The following is a 17,789-nucleotide window of genomic DNA, read 5'->3' on the forward strand; positions in this document are numbered from 1 at the left end:
GATCGCACGCCTGTACACGCTGATCCTCACGGCGGCGGTACCCGTCCTCCTGGTGCTGCAGACCGGCAGCGCCACCGCGGAGGCCATCCGCATCGGGGACCCGTCGCTCCTCACGCCCGCGGAGCTGCGCCGCCCGGGGGTGCTCGGCACGCTCGTAGGCGGCCGGTGGGCCCACCGGAAATCGCTGTGAAACGCCCGCTTCACCGGCGAGCCTCCCCCTGTTCCACCGGACAAAGGGGTCATCACCGCTTGAACCCTCTCGACAACGACCCGCGCGGGTGAGCTATGTCACTCTCGATGTCCAAGCGGGTGACCCTCGCGAGAACCGGCGGCCGTCGTCCCCCACTTCACGCGGATTCACGCGGAGCATCCATGGAAGGTGCAACATGTCTGTCTCACCGATCGGAAGCCGAGCACGACGTTGGGCGGCGTCCTGCGTCCTGGTCCTCGCCCTGACGGCCTGTTCCGGCGGCTCGGGCGATGGCGCTGCCACATCGGGGGAGAAGTCCTACGCGGTCGGCGTGACCTCCTACTTCCTGACCCACTTCACGCCCGGCAGGTCGGGCGGGAGTAACATCGACTACGCGCTGTTCTCGCCCCTGACGAGCGTCGACGGCACCACGGGCAAGGCGGTCAACCTGGTCGCCGAGTCGATCGAGTCGGCGGACAACACCACCTGGACCATCAAGGTCAAGAAGGGCTGGACCTTCCACAACGGTGAGGAGGTTACCGCCCAGTCCTTCGCCGACTCGTGGAACGCCACGGCGTACGGGCCCAACGCCTTCACCAACAACTACATGCTCGCCGGCTTCGCCGGGTACGCGGAGCTCAACCCGGCCGACGGCACATCCTCGGTGAAGACCCTGTCCGGCGTCGAGGTCGTCGACGCGTACACGCTCCGGGTCACCCTCAGCAAGCCACTGTCGCTCCTGCCGTACGTGCTCGCCCAGTCGACGTTCGCGCCGATGCCGAAGGCCGCCTTCACCGACCTCGACGCGTTCGACAGGAAGCCCGTCGGCAACGGCCCGTACCAGGTCGAGGGCGAGGGCATGACGACCGGTGCGACCAGGCTGGTCCTGCGGAAATCCGCGACGTACGCGGGGACCCCGGGGAACGCCGACCGCGTCGACGTCAGGTCGTACCAGGACGAGGGGACGGCCTACCGCGACCTGCAGGCGGGCACCCTCGACGTCACGCTGGTGACCGGCAACAACCTGACCGGCGCCGCGCAGCAGTTCAAGGACCGGCTCGTCCGGGTGCCCTTCCCCGCCGTGGTCTACCTGGGCTTCCCACTGTGGGACAAGCGCTTCGCCGACCCGCGTGTGCGCCAGGCGTTCTCCCAGGCCGTCGACCGCGACACGATCGTGAAATCGCTGCTGCGCGGCTTCGGCGAACCCGCGCGCGGCCTGGCCGGAGAGAACGTCCCCGGCGGCGGCATGGACGACTGCACGTCATGTGCCTACGACCCGGCGAAGGCGAAGGCACTGCTCGCGGAGGCAGGCGGGTGGACCGGCCCGCTCACGCTGTGGACCTACCAGGACCCCACGAACACGGTGATCCTGGAAGCCGTCGCCAACCAGCTCCGCGCCAACCTCGGCATCACCGCGGTGACGACCCAGGTCCAGCCGGTCGACCAGATCTACCCCAACCTGAGCGCACACAAGGTCGACGGCCCGGTCCTTCTCTACATGGCCGCCGGCTACCCCCACCTGTACGCGCTGGCCGACCAGCTGTTCACCAAGGGCTCCAGCACCAACGTGACCGGCTACGACAGCTCCGAGTTCGCATCGTCGCTCGGCAAGGCCGCCTCCGCGTCGCCCGACGAGGCCGTCACCCTGACCAAGGAGGCCGTGAAGACCGCGATGGACGGCCTGCCGCTCGTTCCGCTCTACCGTCCCGTCGGCGGGCTGGCGCACTCCGCGCGGATCGGCGGCGTACGGCCTGAGTTCCTCGGCGGTGTCGTGCTCGCGGCCGTCACGGTCGGCTGACCCGAACCATGGGCAGGTACATCCTCCGCCGGGTGGCCACGGCCGTACCGGTGCTGCTGGGGACGACGTTCATCATCTACATGGCGGTGTACGCCCTCCCCGGAGACCCGATCCAGGCGCTCGCGGGACCTGGTCGGGTGGTGTCGCCGTCCGTCGTGCAAGCGCTCCGGGAGCGGTACCACCTGGACGACCCGCTGATCGTGCAGTACGGCGTCTACCTCAAGGGCCTGCTGACCGGGGACATGGGCGTCGACCTCAACGGCAGGCCGGTCTCGGAGATCGTCGCCGCGGGCTGGCCGGTGACGTTCCAGCTCGGGGTGACGGCCTGGCTGTTCGAGGCCGTCCTCGGCGTCCTGCTCGGCACGCTGGCCGGGATCCGCCGCGGCAAGACGGCGGACCTGGTGGTGCTGGGCGGCACGACGCTCGTCATGGGCGTGCCGTTCTTCGTGGCCGCGTACGTCGCGCAGATTGTGTTCGGTGTGAACCTCGGCTGGTTCCCCGCGTCCGGCACGGATGCGGGGTGGCCGCTCGCGTACATCCTGCCCGGCCTCGTCCTCGCGCTCTACGGCCTGCCGCAGACGACCCGGCTCACCCGGACCAGCGTGCTGGAGAACCTCAGCGCCGACCACGTGGACACCGCCGTGGCCAAGGGCCTGCCACGGCGGATCGTCGTCGCGCGGCACGTCGTGCGCAACTCGCTGATCCCCGTGGTCTCCCTCCTCGGAGTGAGCCTGGGATACCTGCTCAGCGGCACGGTGCTCATCGAGGGGATCTTCAATCTGCCGGGCCTCGGCTACCAGATCTTCGCGGCGATCCCACAGCACGACGGCCCGGTCGTGGTGGGGATCGGAAGCCTGCTCGTCCTTGTGTTCCTGCTGGTCAACCTCCTTGTGGATCTCCTCTATGGCATCCTTGACCCCCGCATCCGGCTCCGCTGATCTCCGCCGCCCGCTGCCGGCACTGCTGCGGCGGCCGGCGTTCGCGGTCTCGTCCTTCTTCGCCGCGATCATCTGCATGATGACCGTGGCCCCGCAGGTGTTCGCCGGGCTGTTCGGCCACGGCGACCCACGCCGGTGCGACCTCGCCGATAGCGGGCTGCCGCCGTCCGCCGGGCACCCTTTCGGCTTCGACATCCAGGGCTGCGACCTCTACAGCAACGTGGTCTACGGCACCCGCTCATCGGTCGCCATCGCGGTCCTGGTCACGGCGAGTGTGCTGGTCATCGCCGTCGTCCTCGGCGGCCTCGCCGGATATTTCGGTGGATGGGTGGACGCGGTGGTCAGCCGGGTCATGGACGTCTTCTTTGGCTTCCCCGCCCTCATCGGCATGATCGTCATCCTGCAGACCCTCAGCACGCACAACGAGCTCACCGTCTCACTCGTGCTGGCCCTGTTCGGCTGGCCGGGGCTCGCACGGGTCGTCCGCGGCTCGGTGCTCGCCACGGTGAACAGCGAGTACATCGCCGCCACCCGCGGCATCGGGGCGAGCGCGCCGCGCATCCTGCTGCGCCACGTCCTGCCCAACTCCATCGGCCCCGCCCTGGTGCTGAGCGGGCTCAACGTCGGCCTGGTGATCGCCTCGGAGTCGGCGCTGACGTTCCTCGGCGTCGGCCTGCGCACCCCTGCGATCTCCTGGGGCGTCCAGCTCAACACCGCCCAGCAGTACTTCACCACCGACCTCCACCTGCTGATCTTCCCCTCCCTCTTCCTGACCGTGACGGTGCTGAGCTTCGTGCTCCTCGGCGACGCGCTGCGCGACGCCTTCGACCCCCGGCTCAGATACATCCGGTAGAAAGGCATGCCGCCATGATCGAGTCGCTTCCCGGTTTCGACCCCGCCGCGCCACTGCTCGCGGTAGACGACCTGCATGTGGAGTTCGGCGCCGCGCGGGTGGTGAACGGAGTCGGCTACGCGGTCGAGGCGGGGGAGACCCTGGCCGTCCTCGGCGAGTCCGGCAGCGGCAAGAGCGTCACCGCGCGGGCCGTCATGGGCCTGGTACGGCCGCCCCGCGGCAGGATCGCGGCGGGAGCCGTACGGCTGCGCGGGGTGGACCTGCTGCGACTGCCGGAGGAGTCCCGGCGCCGGTTGAAGGCCACGACCATCGCGATGATCTTCCAGGACGCGCTGTCCGCGCTGAACCCCGTGCTGCCGGTCGGCTTCCAGATCGCCGAGCTGTTCCGCGTTCATCGCGGCCTGTCCAGGCGAGAGGCGCGTACGCGAGCGGTCGAGGTGCTCGATCTGGTCCGCATCCCCGGAGCCGCACGGCGGGCCGGTGACTACCCGCACCAGTTCTCCGGTGGCATGCGCCAGCGTGTCGGGATCGCGCTCGCGATCGCGCTCGACCCCAAGGTGATCATCGCGGACGAGCCGACGACCGCGCTCGACGTCACCGTCCAGGCGCAGATCATGCGGCTGCTCCGGGAAATCCAGCGGGAGCACGGCACCGCACTCGTGCTGATCACGCATGACATGGGCGTCGTCGCCGATGTCGCGGACCGGGTCGTGGTCATGTACGCGGGACGGGTGATGGAGCAGGCGCCCGCCGCCGAGGTGTACGCCCGGCCCGCCCACCCGTACACGGAGGCGCTCCTCGGCGCGATCCCGCGGCCGCATCTGCGCGGCCGGCCGCTCGCGACGATCCCGGGGGCTCCGCCCGATCCGGCCGACCCCGACTCCGGCTGCAGGTTCAGGCAACGCTGTTCGTACGCCTGGGAAGCCTGCGAGGAAGAGCCGGAGCCGGTCGAGATCGGCCCGGGCAGGCGCACCGCCTGCCACGCGTGGGAGCGGGTGAGCGGGCGATGACCGAGACCGTGCTTGAGGCGCGCGACCTCGTCAGGCACTTCCCGATCGGCGGCGGCCTGCCGTTCCGTCCCGTGGGCCGCGTCAGGGCCGTCGACGGGGTGAGCCTGGAGCTGCGCGAGGGGGAGACCCTCGGAATCGTCGGGGAGTCCGGATGCGGGAAGTCCACGGTGGCCCGCATGCTCGCCGGGCTCGACCGGCCGACCTCGGGCGAGGTCAGGGTGCTCGGCCGCCCGATCTCGGGCCTGCGTGAGCGCGCCATGCGGAGGGTGCGGCGGGACATCCAGATGGTCTTCCAGGATCCCTACTCGTCGCTCGACCCACGCATGAGTGTCGGGGACATCGTCCGCGAGCCCTTCCACGTCCATCCCGACCTTGCTCCGCGCCGTGAGCGTGACCGCAGGACGCGCGAGCTGCTGGAGATCGTCGGGCTCAACCCCGGCCACGCGGGCCGCTATCCGCACGAGTTCTCCGGTGGCCAGCGGCAGCGGGTCGGCATCGCCAGGGCACTGGCGCTGCGGCCGCGGATCCTGGTCTGCGACGAGCCGACCTCGGCCCTGGACGTGTCCGTGCAGGCCCAGATCGTGAACCTCCTCGAGCGGCTCAAAGAGGAGTTCCGGCTCGCGTACGTGTTCATCTCGCACGACCTCGGCCTGGTCCAGCATGTCGCCGACCGGGTGGCCGTGATGTACCTGGGCGGCGTGGTCGAGTCCGGATCGCAGGACGACGTGTACGGCGAAGCCGCGCACCCGTACACGCGGGCGCTGCTGTCCGCGGCGCCGCTGCCGGACCCCGCGCTGCGCGGCGAGAGGGAGGAGATTCCCCTGGAGGGGGAGCCGCCGAGCCCGGCGGACCCGCCGTCCGGGTGCCGTTTCCACACCCGCTGCTGGAAGGCCGACGCCCGGTGCGCCACGGAACCGCCGGTACTGAGGCGCCACACGGGGCCCGGTCCGGCACTTGTCGCGAAGGCGAAGGCGAAGACGGAGGCGGGGACCGGCTCCGGTGCGGCGGGCGGGGGCCGGTTCGACGCGGAGGTCGAGGTTGAGTCCCGGCCGGACGGGACGCACCTGGTCGCGTGCCACCGGGCATGACCCTCGAAGTGACGGCGAGGGCGCCGCACCCGTTCGAGGTGCGGCGCCCCGTGGTGGGCGCGGCCCGCTCAGGCGATGAACGTCCCCACCAGGCTGCCGACCCCGTACGTCACCGCCGCGGCGAGGGCGCCGAGCGCGAGCTGGCGGCCGCCGCCGTACAGGGGGGGTCTGGCGGTGAGCCGGGCGACAAGCGCGCCGGTGGCGAACAGCGCGACCGCCGTGAGCACGATCACCGCCGACATCGACGACGACCCCAGCAGGAACGGCAGCACCGGGATCAGCGCCCCGATGGCGAACGCCAGGAAGGAGGATCCCGCGGCGACCCAGGGCGAGGGCAGGTCGTCGGGGTCCACGCCGAGCTCCTCGCGGGCGTGTACCCGCCAGGCCACCTCGTCGTCGCGGTGGATTTGCTTGGCCATCTCTTCGGCGAGCTCGGGCGCCAGGCCGCGCGACTGGTACAGCAGGGCGAGCTCCCGTTCCTCGGCCTCGGGGTTGCGGGCCAGCTCGCGGCGTTCGACGGCGATCTCGGCCTGGGTGAGTTCCCGCTGCGAGGCGACCGACGTGTATTCGCCGGTCGCCATGGAGAAGGCACCCGCCGCGAGCCCGGCGAGCCCGGCGATCGTCACGGTGGTCCCGGTGGCCCCGCCGCCGACCACTCCGGCCAGGAGCGCGGCGTTCGAGACCAGCCCGTCCATCACGCCGAACACGGCGGGCCGCAGCCAGCCGCCCGTCACGTCGCGGTGATGGGTGTGCAGCTCCGCGGTCTGTGCGGACATCGGTTAGTTCCTCACGTCGATCACGACACTGGCAACGAAAAAGAGAAGCAGCAGCACGCCTCCGGTGACGGCGCTCGCGGCGGTGAAGCCAGCGAGCAGGACGCCGAGTGTCACGGCGAGCGCCGCGACGACCGCCACGGCGATCTTCCAGTCGTCGCCGATGATGAAGTCGTACCAGAACTGTCCGAAACCCTTGACGAACCTCATCGGGCGACCTCCGGCTTGAGACGGGGCAGGAACACGACCAGCAGGCGCGAGGTCAGGAGCCAGCAGGCGATCAGGGCGAGGATGGCCCAGTCGCCACCCGGCCACTCGAGGCTCTCGCCGCCCGCGGTGAACACGCCCAGGCCCTCCACGGCCCAGTACGCGCCGAAGCTGGCGAGCAGCAGACCCACGCCGTACTTCAGGGCGTTCTCGGGGATCATCGCGAGCGGGCGGTGCAGGATCAGGCCGGCGACCAGCACGAGGAGACCGGCGATGGCCGCGCCGCCGACCGCCGCGGGCATGTTCGCGGCGCTCAGCCCGAACGTGATGACGATGAAGACGACCTCGACGCCCTCGAGGAACACGCCCTTGAACGACACCACGAACGCGAAGGTGTCGATGCCGAACCGGCTCTTGGCCGCAGCCTGCCGCCCGGCCTCGGTCTGGGAGGCGAACTCCTCGTCCTCGTCGTGCATGGCCTTCAGCCCGGAGGATCGCAGGATCGCCTTGCGCAGCCACTGCAGGCCGAAGACCAGCAACAACGTGCCGACGACGAGTTGGAGAAGCGACTCGGGCAGCCAGGTGCTCAGGGCGTACCCGGCGGCGATGGTGAACCCGGTCAGCGCCACCAGTGCCACCACCGTGCCCGCCAGGGCCGAGCGCCAGCCGCGTGTCACGCCCATGGCCAGAACGATGGTCAGCGCCTCGACGAACTCGACGAACGAGGCGGCGAAGGTCGAGGCCACCAGGCCCCATGTTGCGCCTGTCACGGCGGCTCCTTCTGTGTAACAATTGTTTCAGTGAAACACATGCTTCAGTATTCATGTCCGACATGTCAACTGGGTAGCCTTGGGTGCCATGACGATCGAGGAGCGATTCCTGCAGCTCGTGTACCGCGTGCCCTCGACGACCTCGCGAGCTCGGGTGGCGGTGTGGCGCGAGCTGAAGCGACTGGGGGCCCTCTACATCCAGCAGGCCGTATGCGTGCTGCCGGACCGCCCGGGAGTACGGGAACGCCTCGACAAGGTCCGCGAGCGCATCGACGAGCTCGGGGGCGAGAGCATGATCTTCGTGCTGGTCGCGCTCGAGGAGCGCGAGCACCACAAGCTGGTGGAGTCGTTCCGCGAGAACTCGGCCAAGGAGTACGCGGAGATCGTCGAAGAGTGCGAGACGAAGTTCTTCAAAGAGATCGAGTTCGAGCGGTTCCGCCAGAACTACACCTTCGAGGAGACAGAGGAGATCCGGCAGGACCTGGAGAAGTTACGGCGCTGGCTCCGCAAGGTGGAGGGGCGAGACTGGATGAGCGCCCCGGGCAGGGAACTGGCTCACGAGAAGGTCGCGGAGTGCGAGCGGCTGCTGGACCAGTTCGAGGCCGACGTCTACGAGCGCGTCGGCGACCCCGGCACAGTCTGACGCCCGGAGGCCGAGTCGCGAGGGCAGGTGAGGGCCCTGTGGAGGCGGGCGGTGTCCGCCGGGGCGACGATCTCGCGAAGAGCCGGCCACGCCGCCGCCCCCGCCCCGTCTCCCGCCACCGCGACAGGAACGTCCGGTTCGCGAAGGTCCCGTATGGGACCTTCACAGCTCGGCCCCTCTGGCCCCCGGGCCGGCGAGCAGCAGCACGCCGGGCTCCAGACGGCGCAGCAGCCTCGGCGCGAGCGCCTGCCGGTCCGCCCCCGAACCGCCGATGGTCGCGTCGATCAGCGCGTGCGTCCCGCCGTCGACCACGGCCACCACCCGTACGCACGGCAGGCGGGCACTCTCGTCCGGGTAGCCGAACGCCGCGTTGTCGCGGGGACGGTCAGCGCGGTGCCGTCCATCTGGCCAGCACGACCTCGTCGAGGAGCGGTACGGGGAAGGCGGAGGTGAGGATCCCGATCGACAGATGATCGGCCAGCCGCCCATGGACCGGCTCAGTCTTCACCCGGGTAGTCATGCCCGTGGGGATTAACTGTCAAGCCATAGGCGGTCAAATGCTTTATTTCCATACAAATACGCTTAAATCCACCTAAAAAATGCGCACCGGGTGAGTGGCCGAGGCCGCCGGGCGGACCTGAGGGCTTTGGTGTCGCAGGAGAGCGACAGGGCTGTCCATCGGGAGGCTCGTGTCCGGAAGGTGGGGCCGGTTACCGGTCGCGCTGGCCCTGGCTCTCGACATGGGCCATCATGCGGGCCACGCGATCGGGGTCGGCGTCAGCGGCCTTCGTGTTCCAGAGTGCGCGGCGCCGGCGCTCTCGCCGGACTTCCAGGGTGAGGGCCTCGTTGACGTAGGCGGACGGTGAGCCGGTGCCGACCCGCTGCCTGGCGTGATCGAGCAGATCGTGATCGACGGTCACGCTGCTGGTTTCCTTCGCGGCCATGGTGACACGGTAGTACCGCACTAAGATCTTTTCCGCTGGTCGAGGTGTCAGGCGGAAAGTGGTCCCGTCGTCGCTTCGGGGCGGGCCGGCCCGCCGGGCGGAGACGATTCTGCCGATACGGTACGGGGTGCCGGTCACATATGGGCGACAGTCTTGTGAAATTCAGTGAACATGACTGTTGGGCATGATCTTTATGCTGTCCTGGTGCTTCTCTGGGCATTGGCCTCGTTCGTGAACAGACATTGGTCACTTGTTCACCAAACTCAGGTCTGATAGAACAAATGCCACATGTAGGTCGGGTGGACCGTCTCCCTCGCGGCCTATCCCCTGTGGCCCCCTGGAGGACTGCCGTGCCCGGCTTCTCTCGTCCCAACGGTCCGGGATCCCCGGCGCTGTCCCGCCGCTCGGTCCTGCAGCTCGGCAGCGGGGTCGCCCTCCTCCTGGCGACCGGATGTGCCGCCGGCACCACGGGGGGCGGCGGATCCACCGCGCCCGCGGCGAGCACCGCCCCCGGCGGGGCCCCGGGCGCCGCGAAGCTGCGGATCGCGGTGAGCAGCTACCTGAGCAGCTGGGACCAGGACTTCGTCGGGTTCGACCTGACCGCCCTGATGCTCTACAAGAACGTCTTCCCCTACATGGTCGACTACGGGGTCACCTCGGTCGGCGACGGCCAGATCCTCGACACCGAGGCCATCGCCCCCACCTTCGCCGAGTCCTTCGAGCCCGACGCCGACAACAAGGTCTGGACCCTCAAGCTGCGCAAGGGCGTCAAGTTCGCCAGCGGCAACGAGATGACCGCCAAGGACGTCAAGTGGTCCAAGGACCGCGCGTTCGCCGCGAAGGCCAACGTGGCCGGCGTCTACCGGCTGATCGGGCTCACCAAGGCCGACCAGATCGAGGTGGTCGACGACTACACGGTGACGTTCACCCAGGCCTTCCCCAGCGCGCTGACCCGGCAGATCCAGGCCATCTCGCTGTACGTCTTCGACTCGGAGGAGGCGAAGAAGCACGCCACCGACGCCGACCCCTGGGCCAAGGAGTGGTTCGCCAAGAACCCCCCGACCGGCGGCTACTTCAACGTGGAGAAGGCGGTCCAGGGCCAGGAGATCGTGCTCACCGCCAACGCCGGTTACCCGGGCACCGACGGCGCCAAGAGCTCCGAGATCAGGCTGAGCGTGGTGCCCGCGGCCTCCAACCAGCGCCTGCAACTGCAGAACGGCGACATCGACGTCGCCTTCGGCATCGGCCAGCGCGACATCAAGGACCTCAAGTCCACGAAGGGCATCAAGGTCATCTCCGCGCCGAGCAACAACCAGCTCGCCATCCAGATGTCGGTGACCACCGCCCCCTTCGACGACCCCGCGGTGCGCAGGGCACTCGCCCACGCGGTGCCGTACGAGCAGATCATCGCCAACGTCTACGGTGGCGACGCGCGGGCGGCCAAGAGCGTCGTCCCGCTGGACATGCCCGGCTACTCCGAGACCGGCTACCCCTACGCCTACGACGTCGCCAAGGCCAAGGAGACGCTGGCCGCGGCGGGTAAGACCTCGATCACCTCCGAGCTGGTCTTCCAGACCGACAGCGAGGAGCAGCAGCAGATCGCCGTGCTCGTGCAGAGCGAGGCCAGGAAGGCCGGCATCGAGCTGAAGCTCACCCCGCTCGACCCCGCCACGCTCGGCGAGCGCAGGGCGAAGAAGAACATCCCCCTGCAGATCACCCTGGGCCAGCTCTGGGTCAACGACGTGGAGTACATGCTCGGCACCAGCTTCACCAAGGGCGCCAGCCTCAACTACTCCAACTACGTCAACCCCGAGATCGAGAAGATCTTCGAGGAGTCCCACACCGTCGTCGACGCGGCCGAGCGTGCCGGGCTCTGGCAGCGCGTGCAGGAGATCCTGGCCGAGGACGTGCCATGGGTCGTCATCTGCCAGCCCAACTTCAACCTCCCCGTCCGGGAAGAGGTGGCGGGATGGGTCCAGCCGATGGACGGCCTGGCCCGGCTGCGCTACCTGAGCACCTCCTCCTGATCCATGCGTATCCTCCGGTTCGTCCTCAGGCGGCTGCTCCAGCTCGTCCCGGTGCTCCTCGGGGTGGTCGTGCTGACCTTCCTGCTCGTCAGGGTCCTGCCGGGTGACCCGATCCGTACCATCCTCGGCCCCAACGCCACGGAGGCGGACGCCGCCGCGGCGCGGGCCAGGTTCGGGCTGGATCGGCCCCTGTGGCAGCAGTTCCTCGACTACGTCGGGGGACTGTTCACCGGTGACTTCGGCACCTCCATCCAGAGTGGTGCCCCGGTGGGCTCGGAGATGGCCCTGCGGGTGGGGCCGACCATGGAACTCGTGGTGATCGCGCTGGCCGTGGCGCTGGTGCTGGCGGTGGTGCTCGGCATCTGGTCGGCCAGGCACGCGGGCCGGTTCGGCGACCACACGGTCCGCGTCGCGGCGCTCATCGGCAACTCGGTACCGGAGTTCTGGCTCGGCCTGGTGCTGGTCCTGGTGGGCTACAGCGTGCTGGGCTGGTTCCCGGCACCCAGCGGCCGGGTGGATCCCGACACCGAGCTGAACCTGATCACCGGCGCCGACCTGCTCGACGCGGCGCTGACCGCCAACGGCCCCGCGTTTGTCTCCGCGCTGGAGCACCTCGCGCTGCCGGTGGCCACGCTGGTCATCGTCATCGTCGCGCCGCTGCTGCGCAGCGTCCGGGCCTCCGCGCTTGAGGTACTGGCCTCCGAGGCGTACACGGCCGCCGCCGCGCACGGCCTGAAGGACCGGCTGCTGCTCCGCGGCTACCTGGTGCGGGCCACGCTGGTGCGGCTTCCCGCGCTGGCGGCCCTGGTGTTCGGCTTCTCCATCGGCTCGACGGTCCTCGTGGAGTACGTCTTCTCCTGGCAGGGCTTCGGGCAGTGGGCGCTGCGCGGCCTGCTCTACCGGGACTACCCGGTGGTTCAGGCGTCGGTGCTCGTGATCGCGCTGTTCTACGTGGTGGTCTTCCTCATCGCCGACGTCGTCCACGCGATCCTCGACCCGAGAGTGAGGATCTGATGGCCGAAGCGCCACGAGCCCGGGAGGCGGGCGCGGACCGTCGCTTCGCGTCGTCCCTGATCACGGTGGGCTCCGCCATCCTGGCCGTGGTCGCGGTGGCCGTCCTGTTCGCGCCGCTGCTGAGCTCCTGGGGTCCCGAGGAGATCGACCCCCTCGCCTCCCTCGCCCCGCCGGGCGGCGCGCACCTGCTGGGCACCGACCTCAACGGCATGGACGTGTGGAGCCGGGTCCTGCACGCCGCCCGGCTCGACGTCGGCATCGCCGTCGCCGCGGTCGCCCTGGCCGTGGTCGCGGGCAGCCTCGTCGGCCTGGTCGCCGGATACCGGGGAGGCTGGGCCGACGACGTGCTGATGCGGGTGCTCGACGTCTTCCAGGCGTTCCCCACCTTCATCCTGGCCCTGGCGGTGGCCGCGCTGCTCGGTGGCGGTACGGCGAACCTGATCGCGGTCATCGCCCTGGTGAACGCACCCGCCTACGCCCGGCTGGTCCGTGCCGAGGTGCGCTCCATCAGGGAGCTGCCCTTCGTGGAGGCGTCCCGCACCTCCGGCTCCTCCTTCTGGGGGGTGCTCTGGCGGCACGTACTGCCCAACAGCCTGACGCCGGTGCGTGTCATCGCCCCGCTGAACTGCGGCTGGGCCATGCTCACGCTGGCCGGGCTGTCCTTCCTGGGACTCGGCGTGCCGCTGCCCACCGCGGAGTGGGGCGCCATGATCAGCCTCGGTTCCGGTGATGTCGTCGCGGGCCGGTGGTGGACCTCGGTCCCTCCCGGCCTCTTCCTGCTGATCTGCGTCCTGGGCTTCAGCCTCCTCGGTGAGGGCCTGCAGGAACGCGCCGACTCCACAAGGAGGTGACAGACGATGACACTCCTGTCGATCGAGGACCTCTCCGTCGTGATCCGGCGGCCGGGACGCCGGGTCGCCGCGCTGAGCGGGGTGAACCTGAGCGTCGAGCCGGGCGAGGTGGTCGGCCTGGTCGGTGAGAGCGGCGGCGGCAAGAGCATGGTGGCCCGCTCGATCGTGGGCCTGCTGCCCGGTGGCTCCCAGACGACCGGACGGGTCATGTTCGACGGCGCCGACGTGCTGACGATGGACGCCGCCGAGCTGGAGGCCTTCCGCGGGCACGGCGCCGCGATCTGCTTCCAGAACCCGCGCGGCGCGCTCAGCCCCACCCGTACCGTCGGCCGCCAGCTCGTCGACCGGCTGGTCACCCACCGGTCGCTGGCCCCGGCTCCGGCCAGGGAGGTCGCCGCCGAGCTGTTCGAGTCGGTCGGCATCCGCAGCCCGAGGCGCCGCCTGGACGCCTACCCGCACGAGCTCTCCGGCGGCATGGCGCAGCGCGTCATGATCTCGCTGGCCACCGGGTGCGCGCCCGGCCTGCTGATCGCCGACGAGCCCACCACCGGGCTGGACGTCACGCTCACCAGGGAGATCCTCAACCGGTTCCGGCTCGCCGCGAACGCGGAGCGGCGCGGTGTGCTGCTGATCTCCCACGACCTGGCGTCGATCGCGGAGGTCTGCGACCGCGTCGTGGTGCTCTACGCGGGGACGGTGGTGGAGAGCGGTCCCGGCCCGCAGGTGCTCCACGAGCCCGCCCACCCCTACACGCGGGCGCTGCTGCGCTCGGTGCCCGACATCGACGGGCGCCCGGTGACCGCGACCCCCGGCGCGATGCCGCTGCTGACCGAGGCGCCGTCATCCTGCCCGTTCGCGCCGCGCTGCGCGCACGCGACGCAGCTGTGCACGGCGGACCTGCCCGTCGCCGGGCCCCTGGCCATGGACTGGAGCGCCGCCTGCTTCCACCCCCGCTCGGGCCCACTCGACGATCCCGCCGAGCCGCCGGTCCCCGCGGAGACCCCGCCCGCGGGAACGGTCCTGTCCGCCGGTACGGCCACCTCGCCCGGTGCGAGGGAGAGCGTGCTGCGCATCGAGGACGCGCACGTCGTCTACCGCAGCCGCTTCGGCGGCGGGGGGCACCACGCGCTGCGCGGGGTCAGCCTCAGCGTCGCCGCAGGCGAGCGGCTGGGTGTCGTCGGGGAGAGCGGCTGCGGTAAGAGCACCCTGGCCAGGCTGATGCTCGGCCTGGTGCAGCCCTCGCAGGGCAGGGTCGAGGTGGCCGGTCACGCCCTGTCCGAGCTGCGCGGCGCCCGGCTGCGCCGGCTGCGTACCCGCGCCCAGCTGGTCTTCCAGGACCCGATCGGGTCGCTCAGTCCCCGGCGGACCGTGCAGGACGCGATCGGCGAGCCGCTGCGCGCCGCCGGGGTGCCCGCCGCGGAGCGCGCCTCGCGCGTCGCCCGCGCCCTGGAGCGGATGGAACTGGACCCGTCGATCCTGGAGCGGCGCCCGCACGAGCTGTCCGGCGGGCAGGCGCAGCGCGTCGGCATCGCCCGCGCGCTCGTCGGCGAACCCGACCTGATCGTCTTCGATGAGCCGACCTCGGCGCTTGACGTCACGGTACAGGCGCAGATCCTGAAGGTGATCGCCGAGGTGAGCGGCGACAGCTCGCGTGGCTCGGTCTTCATCTCCCACGACCTGGCCACCGTGCGGGGGTTCTGCGACCGCGTCGTGGTGCTCTACCTGGGACGGATCGTCGAGGAGGGGCCGGTGGAAGAGGTCTTCGGCAATCCCGGGCACCCCTACACCAGGGCGCTGCTGTCCAGTGCCCCCAGCCTCGGCGTCGGTTACGGCGGCCCGCAGGTCGAGTTGACCAAGGATCTGGAGGAGGCGGACGCCGCCGGGGGCTGCGCCCTCGCGCCGCGCTGCCCCTTCGCGACAGACGAATGCGGAGAGCGGGAGCAGGAGCTCCGCCCGTACGACGCGAGCCTGGTCGCCTGCCACCGCGCCGCCGAGATCCCCGCGCTGATCGAAAGGTGACACCCTCAATGCCCGACCCGAAGCACATCCGTCTGGCCGTCGACATCGGCGGCACCTTCGTCGACGCGATGGAGCTGAACACCCGCACTCATGAGGTGCGTTTCAGGAAGGCCTCGACCACCCCGGCCCGCCCCTGGGAGGGCGTGCTCGACGCGGTCACCGCGCTCGGTACCGACCTGTCGGAGGTGGAGCTGTTCATCCACGGCACCACCCTGGGCCTCAACGCGGTCCTGGAACGGCGCGGCGAGCCGACGGGGATCATCACCAACGACGGCTTCCGCGACATCTTCCTGATCGGCCGGGGCAACGTGCCCGCCGACCACATGTACGACTTTCAGTACGAGCGCCCCGAGAGCCTCGTGCGGCGCCGTCACACCGCAGGGGTGCGGGGACGGCTCGACCACCGGGGCCGCGTGGTCGAGGAGCTCGACGCCGAGGGCGTCAGGGAGGCGGCCCGGGTCCTGGTCGAGGAGGAGGGCGTGGTGTCGATCGCCGTCTGCTTCCTGCACTCCTTCCTCGACCCCTCCCACGAGCGCCAGGCCGCCCGGATCATCCGCGAGGCGTACCCGGACGTGACGGTCTCGCTCTCCACCGACATCGTCAGGGAGTACCGCGAGTACGAGCGGACCAGCACGACGGTCCTCGACGCCTACATCCGGCCGATCTTCGAGAGGTACGTCGACAGGCTGGAGCACGGGCTGGCCGAGCGCGGGTTCGGCGGGCAGTTCCTGATCATGAGGTCCGGCGGCGGTTCCATGACGTCCTCCGTGGCCAAGACCTCCCCGACGCACACGGTGCTGTCGGGCCCGGCGGGCGGCATCGTCGGCGCGGCGCACCTCGCCGCCGCCCTCGGCCGCCGGGACCTGCTCACCTTCGACATCGGCGGCACCTCACTGGACGCGTGCGTGATCGAGCACGGGTCCCCGGTGGCCGCCTACGAGGCGCAGCTGGAGCACTTCCCGCTGCTGATCCCCACTTACGACATCCGCACGATAGGGGCCGGAGGGGGCTCGATCGCGTGGTTGGAGAGGGGATTGCTCAAGGTGGGTCCGCACAGTGCGGGTGCCGACCCCGGCCCGGTGTGTTACGGCCGGGGCGGCACCCGCCCCACTGTCACCGACGCGGCGGTGGTCCTCGGCTACGTGGACCCGGGCCGTTTCCTGGCCGGGACCATGGACCTGCACGCCGACGCCGCTCGCGCGGCGCTCGACGAGCAGGTGGCCCGGCCCCTGGGGCTGAGCACGGAGGCCGCCGCGGCGGGCGTTTTCGACGTGCTGCTGGCCAAGACCGTCGGCGCGGTCCGGCAGATCACCGTCGAGCGGGGGCACGACCCCCGGGGCTTCTCGCTGCTCGCGTTCGGCGGGGCCGGACCGCTGCTCGCCCCGCTGCTCGCGGCGGAGATGGGCATCGGCGAGGTCATCGTGCCGTTCGCGCCGTCCGGGTTCTCCGCCTGGGGCATGCTCAGCGCCGACATCGTCGACGACTTCTCCCGTACGGTGATGGCCACCCTGGACGACGCCGACCTCGACGAGCTGGAGACGATCTTCAAGGGCATCGAGGCCGAGGCCGTCGACTCCCTGGAGGCGCAGCGGGTCGCGGCCGGGCGAATGGTCCTTGAGCGCCAGTTCGAGCTGCGCTATCTGGGGCAGGAGCACTCGCTCATCGTCACCGCGGGCCGCGACCTGGACCGGGACGCGATCAGGCGGGCGTTCGAGGAGACCCACGTGGCGCGCTACGGCCATGCCATGGACAACCGGCTGCAGATCCTCAACCTGCGGGTGCGCGGCATCGGCCGCACCGACCGGCCGGAGCTGGTGGTGCGCCCGCCGGGCGACGGCGACGCGGGCCGGGCACTGTTCGCCCGCAGGGACGCCTACGACTTCGGCACCCGGGCCACGGCGTCGTTCGCCGTCTACGACCGCGCGCTGCTGGAGCCGGGCGACGCGTTCGACGGACCCGCCCTCATCGACGAGGGCACCTCGACCACCGTGGTCCCCTCGGGGCAGCGGGTCGAGGTCGACGAGCACGGTTACCTGCTGGTCAGGCTTGTGGAGGTGGCGTCGTGACCGAGCGACTGGGCGAGACCCTTGACGGGGCGACCGCCGAGGTGGTGCGCAGCTACCTGCTCGCCGCGGCGGAGGAGATGCGGGCCACGCTGATCCGCACGTCGTTCAACCCGGTCATCTACGAGGTCCACGACTTCGGCATGTCGATGTACGACGCCGACCTGCGGCTGATCGCCGAGGCCACCGGGCTCACCTTCTTCCTCGGCGCCAACGACTTCTCCCTGCGCAAGGGGGTGGAGTACGTGGGGCGGGAGAACCTGCGTCCGGGTGATGTGGTGCTGCTGAACTATCCGTACTGGAACGCGGCGCACGCCTATGACGCGACGTTGTTCTCGCCGGTGTTCCTGGGTTCCGAGCTGGTGGGTTTTCTGTGTGTGCGGGCTCACTGGATGGATCTGGGGGCCAAGGATCCGGGGTATGTGCTGGATTCCACGGACATGCATCAGGAGGGGATCATCTTTCCCGGGACGAAGGTGTTCTCGGGGGGTGAGCCGAACCGGGAGATCATCGAGTTGATCCGGTTCAACTCGCGGATGCCGGATCTGGTGATCGGTGATCTGAACGCGCAGGTCGCCGCGTTGCGCACCGGCGAGCGCCG

Annotated in this window: 19 protein-coding genes; 13 read left to right on the plus strand and 6 right to left on the minus strand. The window is 70.3% G+C overall.

The features are described 5' to 3' along the window. The 6 genes from ABZ260_RS26270 to ABZ260_RS26295 all read left to right on the plus strand — a co-directional run. A partial coding sequence (locus ABZ260_RS26270; RefSeq protein ID WP_355622744.1) for a hypothetical protein occupies positions 1-190 on the plus strand: 190 nt, incomplete at its 5' end. Positions 191-386: 196 nt separating this feature from the next. Continuing rightward, positions 387-1,988 carry an ABC transporter substrate-binding protein gene (locus ABZ260_RS26275; protein WP_355622747.1) on the plus strand — a complete coding sequence of 534 codons (1,602 nt, stop codon included), beginning with the start codon at positions 387-389 and terminating at the stop codon, positions 1,986-1,988. 8 nt (positions 1,989-1,996) lie between these two features. Further along, positions 1,997-2,926, plus strand: coding sequence for an ABC transporter permease (locus tag ABZ260_RS26280; RefSeq protein ID WP_355622750.1), 930 nt, complete (start codon positions 1,997-1,999; stop codon positions 2,924-2,926). Further along, positions 2,892-3,779, plus strand: a complete 888-nt coding sequence (locus tag ABZ260_RS26285; protein WP_355622753.1) for an ABC transporter permease — start codon at positions 2,892-2,894, stop codon at positions 3,777-3,779. The genes ABZ260_RS26280 and ABZ260_RS26285 overlap by 35 nt, the downstream gene beginning before the upstream one ends. A 14-nt stretch (positions 3,780-3,793) precedes the next feature. Next, positions 3,794-4,789, plus strand: a complete 996-nt coding sequence (locus ABZ260_RS26290; RefSeq protein WP_355622756.1) for an ABC transporter ATP-binding protein — start codon at positions 3,794-3,796, stop codon at positions 4,787-4,789. Then, complete coding sequence (locus tag ABZ260_RS26295; protein ID WP_355622759.1) at positions 4,786-5,877, plus strand: oligopeptide/dipeptide ABC transporter ATP-binding protein; 1,092 nt, start codon at positions 4,786-4,788, stop codon at positions 5,875-5,877. Before ABZ260_RS26290 ends, ABZ260_RS26295 begins: the two co-directional genes overlap by 4 nt. 68 nt (positions 5,878-5,945) lie before the next feature. On the opposite strand, the gene ABZ260_RS26300 is transcribed toward ABZ260_RS26295, so the two are convergent. From ABZ260_RS26300 to ABZ260_RS26310, 3 genes are read right to left on the minus strand one after another with little or no spacing between them, the layout of a single operon-like run. Next, the gene (locus ABZ260_RS26300; RefSeq protein WP_355622762.1) at positions 5,946-6,653 is read right to left on the minus strand and encodes a VIT1/CCC1 transporter family protein; all 708 of its coding nucleotides are present in this window, start codon (positions 6,651-6,653) and stop codon (positions 5,946-5,948) included. A gap of 3 nt (positions 6,654-6,656) precedes the next feature. Then, the gene (locus ABZ260_RS26305) at positions 6,657-6,860 is read right to left on the minus strand and encodes a hypothetical protein (RefSeq protein WP_355622764.1); all 204 of its coding nucleotides are present in this window, start codon (positions 6,858-6,860) and stop codon (positions 6,657-6,659) included. After that, complete coding sequence (locus tag ABZ260_RS26310; protein ID WP_355622767.1) at positions 6,857-7,627, minus strand: hypothetical protein; 771 nt, start codon at positions 7,625-7,627, stop codon at positions 6,857-6,859. The genes ABZ260_RS26305 and ABZ260_RS26310 overlap by 4 nt, the downstream gene beginning before the upstream one ends. A gap of 88 nt (positions 7,628-7,715) precedes the next feature. On the opposite strand from ABZ260_RS26310, the gene ABZ260_RS26315 reads away from it, so the two are divergent. Further along, complete coding sequence (locus ABZ260_RS26315; RefSeq protein ID WP_355622770.1) at positions 7,716-8,270, plus strand: Chromate resistance protein ChrB; 555 nt, start codon at positions 7,716-7,718, stop codon at positions 8,268-8,270. A gap of 162 nt (positions 8,271-8,432) precedes the next feature. Here the strand turns inward: ABZ260_RS26315 and ABZ260_RS26320 are convergent, their stop codons facing one another. The 3 genes from ABZ260_RS26320 to ABZ260_RS26330 form a co-directional block, all read right to left on the minus strand. Beyond that, positions 8,433-8,588 carry a hypothetical protein gene (locus ABZ260_RS26320; protein WP_355622773.1) on the minus strand — a complete coding sequence of 52 codons (156 nt, stop codon included), beginning with the start codon at positions 8,586-8,588 and terminating at the stop codon, positions 8,433-8,435. Between the two features lie 67 nt (positions 8,589-8,655). Next, positions 8,656-8,778, minus strand: coding sequence for a hypothetical protein (locus tag ABZ260_RS26325; RefSeq protein ID WP_355622776.1), 123 nt, complete (start codon positions 8,776-8,778; stop codon positions 8,656-8,658). Positions 8,779-8,980: 202 nt separating this feature from the next. Beyond that, positions 8,981-9,214 (minus strand): type II toxin-antitoxin system CcdA family antitoxin, encoded by a 234-nt coding sequence (locus ABZ260_RS26330; protein WP_355622779.1) that lies wholly within the window; start codon positions 9,212-9,214, stop codon positions 8,981-8,983. 350 nt (positions 9,215-9,564) lie between these two features. Between ABZ260_RS26330 and ABZ260_RS26335 the strand changes: the two genes are divergently transcribed. The 6 genes from ABZ260_RS26335 to ABZ260_RS26360 form a co-directional block, all read left to right on the plus strand. Then, positions 9,565-11,241, plus strand: coding sequence for an ABC transporter substrate-binding protein (locus tag ABZ260_RS26335; RefSeq protein WP_355622782.1), 1,677 nt, complete (start codon positions 9,565-9,567; stop codon positions 11,239-11,241). 3 nt (positions 11,242-11,244) lie between these two features. Continuing rightward, positions 11,245-12,255 (plus strand): ABC transporter permease, encoded by a 1,011-nt coding sequence (locus ABZ260_RS26340; RefSeq protein WP_355622785.1) that lies wholly within the window; start codon positions 11,245-11,247, stop codon positions 12,253-12,255. Beyond that, positions 12,255-13,106, plus strand: a complete 852-nt coding sequence (locus tag ABZ260_RS26345) for an ABC transporter permease (protein ID WP_350956746.1) — start codon at positions 12,255-12,257, stop codon at positions 13,104-13,106. The genes ABZ260_RS26340 and ABZ260_RS26345 overlap by 1 nt, the downstream gene beginning before the upstream one ends. 6 nt (positions 13,107-13,112) lie before the next feature. Next, a complete protein-coding gene (locus ABZ260_RS26350) occupies positions 13,113-15,125 on the plus strand; it encodes a dipeptide ABC transporter ATP-binding protein (RefSeq protein WP_355622789.1) in 2,013 nt (670 codons plus the stop codon). Between the two features lie 8 nt (positions 15,126-15,133). Next, entirely contained in the window at positions 15,134-17,191 is a 2,058-nt protein-coding gene (locus ABZ260_RS26355) for a hydantoinase/oxoprolinase family protein (RefSeq protein ID WP_355622792.1), read from the plus strand. Then, positions 17,188-17,789, plus strand: a 602-nt coding sequence (locus ABZ260_RS26360) for a hydantoinase B/oxoprolinase family protein (protein ID WP_355622795.1), incomplete at its 3' end; no start/stop codon positions are given. The genes ABZ260_RS26355 and ABZ260_RS26360, both read left to right, overlap by 4 nt.

Source organism: Streptosporangium sp. NPDC006013 (assembly GCF_040614275.1).
Lineage (GTDB): Bacteria > Actinomycetota > Actinomycetes > Streptosporangiales > Streptosporangiaceae > Streptosporangium.

Coding starts and splice junctions, on each gene's coding strand:
- ABZ260_RS26305 (WP_355622764.1), bottom strand. CDS start 6,860: ATGAGGTTCGTCAAGGGTTTCGGACAGTTCTGGTACGACTTCATCATC.
- ABZ260_RS26345 (WP_350956746.1), top strand. CDS start 12,255: ATGGCCGAAGCGCCACGAGCCCGGGAGGCGGGCGCGGACCGTCGCTTC.
- ABZ260_RS26290 (WP_355622756.1), top strand. CDS start 3,794: ATGATCGAGTCGCTTCCCGGTTTCGACCCCGCCGCGCCACTGCTCGCG.
- ABZ260_RS26300 (WP_355622762.1), bottom strand. CDS start 6,653: ATGTCCGCACAGACCGCGGAGCTGCACACCCATCACCGCGACGTGACG.
- ABZ260_RS26280 (WP_355622750.1), top strand. CDS start 1,997: ATGGGCAGGTACATCCTCCGCCGGGTGGCCACGGCCGTACCGGTGCTG.
- ABZ260_RS26340 (WP_355622785.1), top strand. CDS start 11,245: ATGCGTATCCTCCGGTTCGTCCTCAGGCGGCTGCTCCAGCTCGTCCCG.
- ABZ260_RS26355 (WP_355622792.1), top strand. CDS start 15,134: ATGCCCGACCCGAAGCACATCCGTCTGGCCGTCGACATCGGCGGCACC.
- ABZ260_RS26315 (WP_355622770.1), top strand. CDS start 7,716: ATGACGATCGAGGAGCGATTCCTGCAGCTCGTGTACCGCGTGCCCTCG.
- ABZ260_RS26350 (WP_355622789.1), top strand. CDS start 13,113: ATGACACTCCTGTCGATCGAGGACCTCTCCGTCGTGATCCGGCGGCCG.
- ABZ260_RS26330 (WP_355622779.1), bottom strand. CDS start 9,214: ATGGCCGCGAAGGAAACCAGCAGCGTGACCGTCGATCACGATCTGCTC.
- ABZ260_RS26295 (WP_355622759.1), top strand. CDS start 4,786: ATGACCGAGACCGTGCTTGAGGCGCGCGACCTCGTCAGGCACTTCCCG.
- ABZ260_RS26275 (WP_355622747.1), top strand. CDS start 387: ATGTCTGTCTCACCGATCGGAAGCCGAGCACGACGTTGGGCGGCGTCC.
- ABZ260_RS26285 (WP_355622753.1), top strand. CDS start 2,892: ATGGCATCCTTGACCCCCGCATCCGGCTCCGCTGATCTCCGCCGCCCG.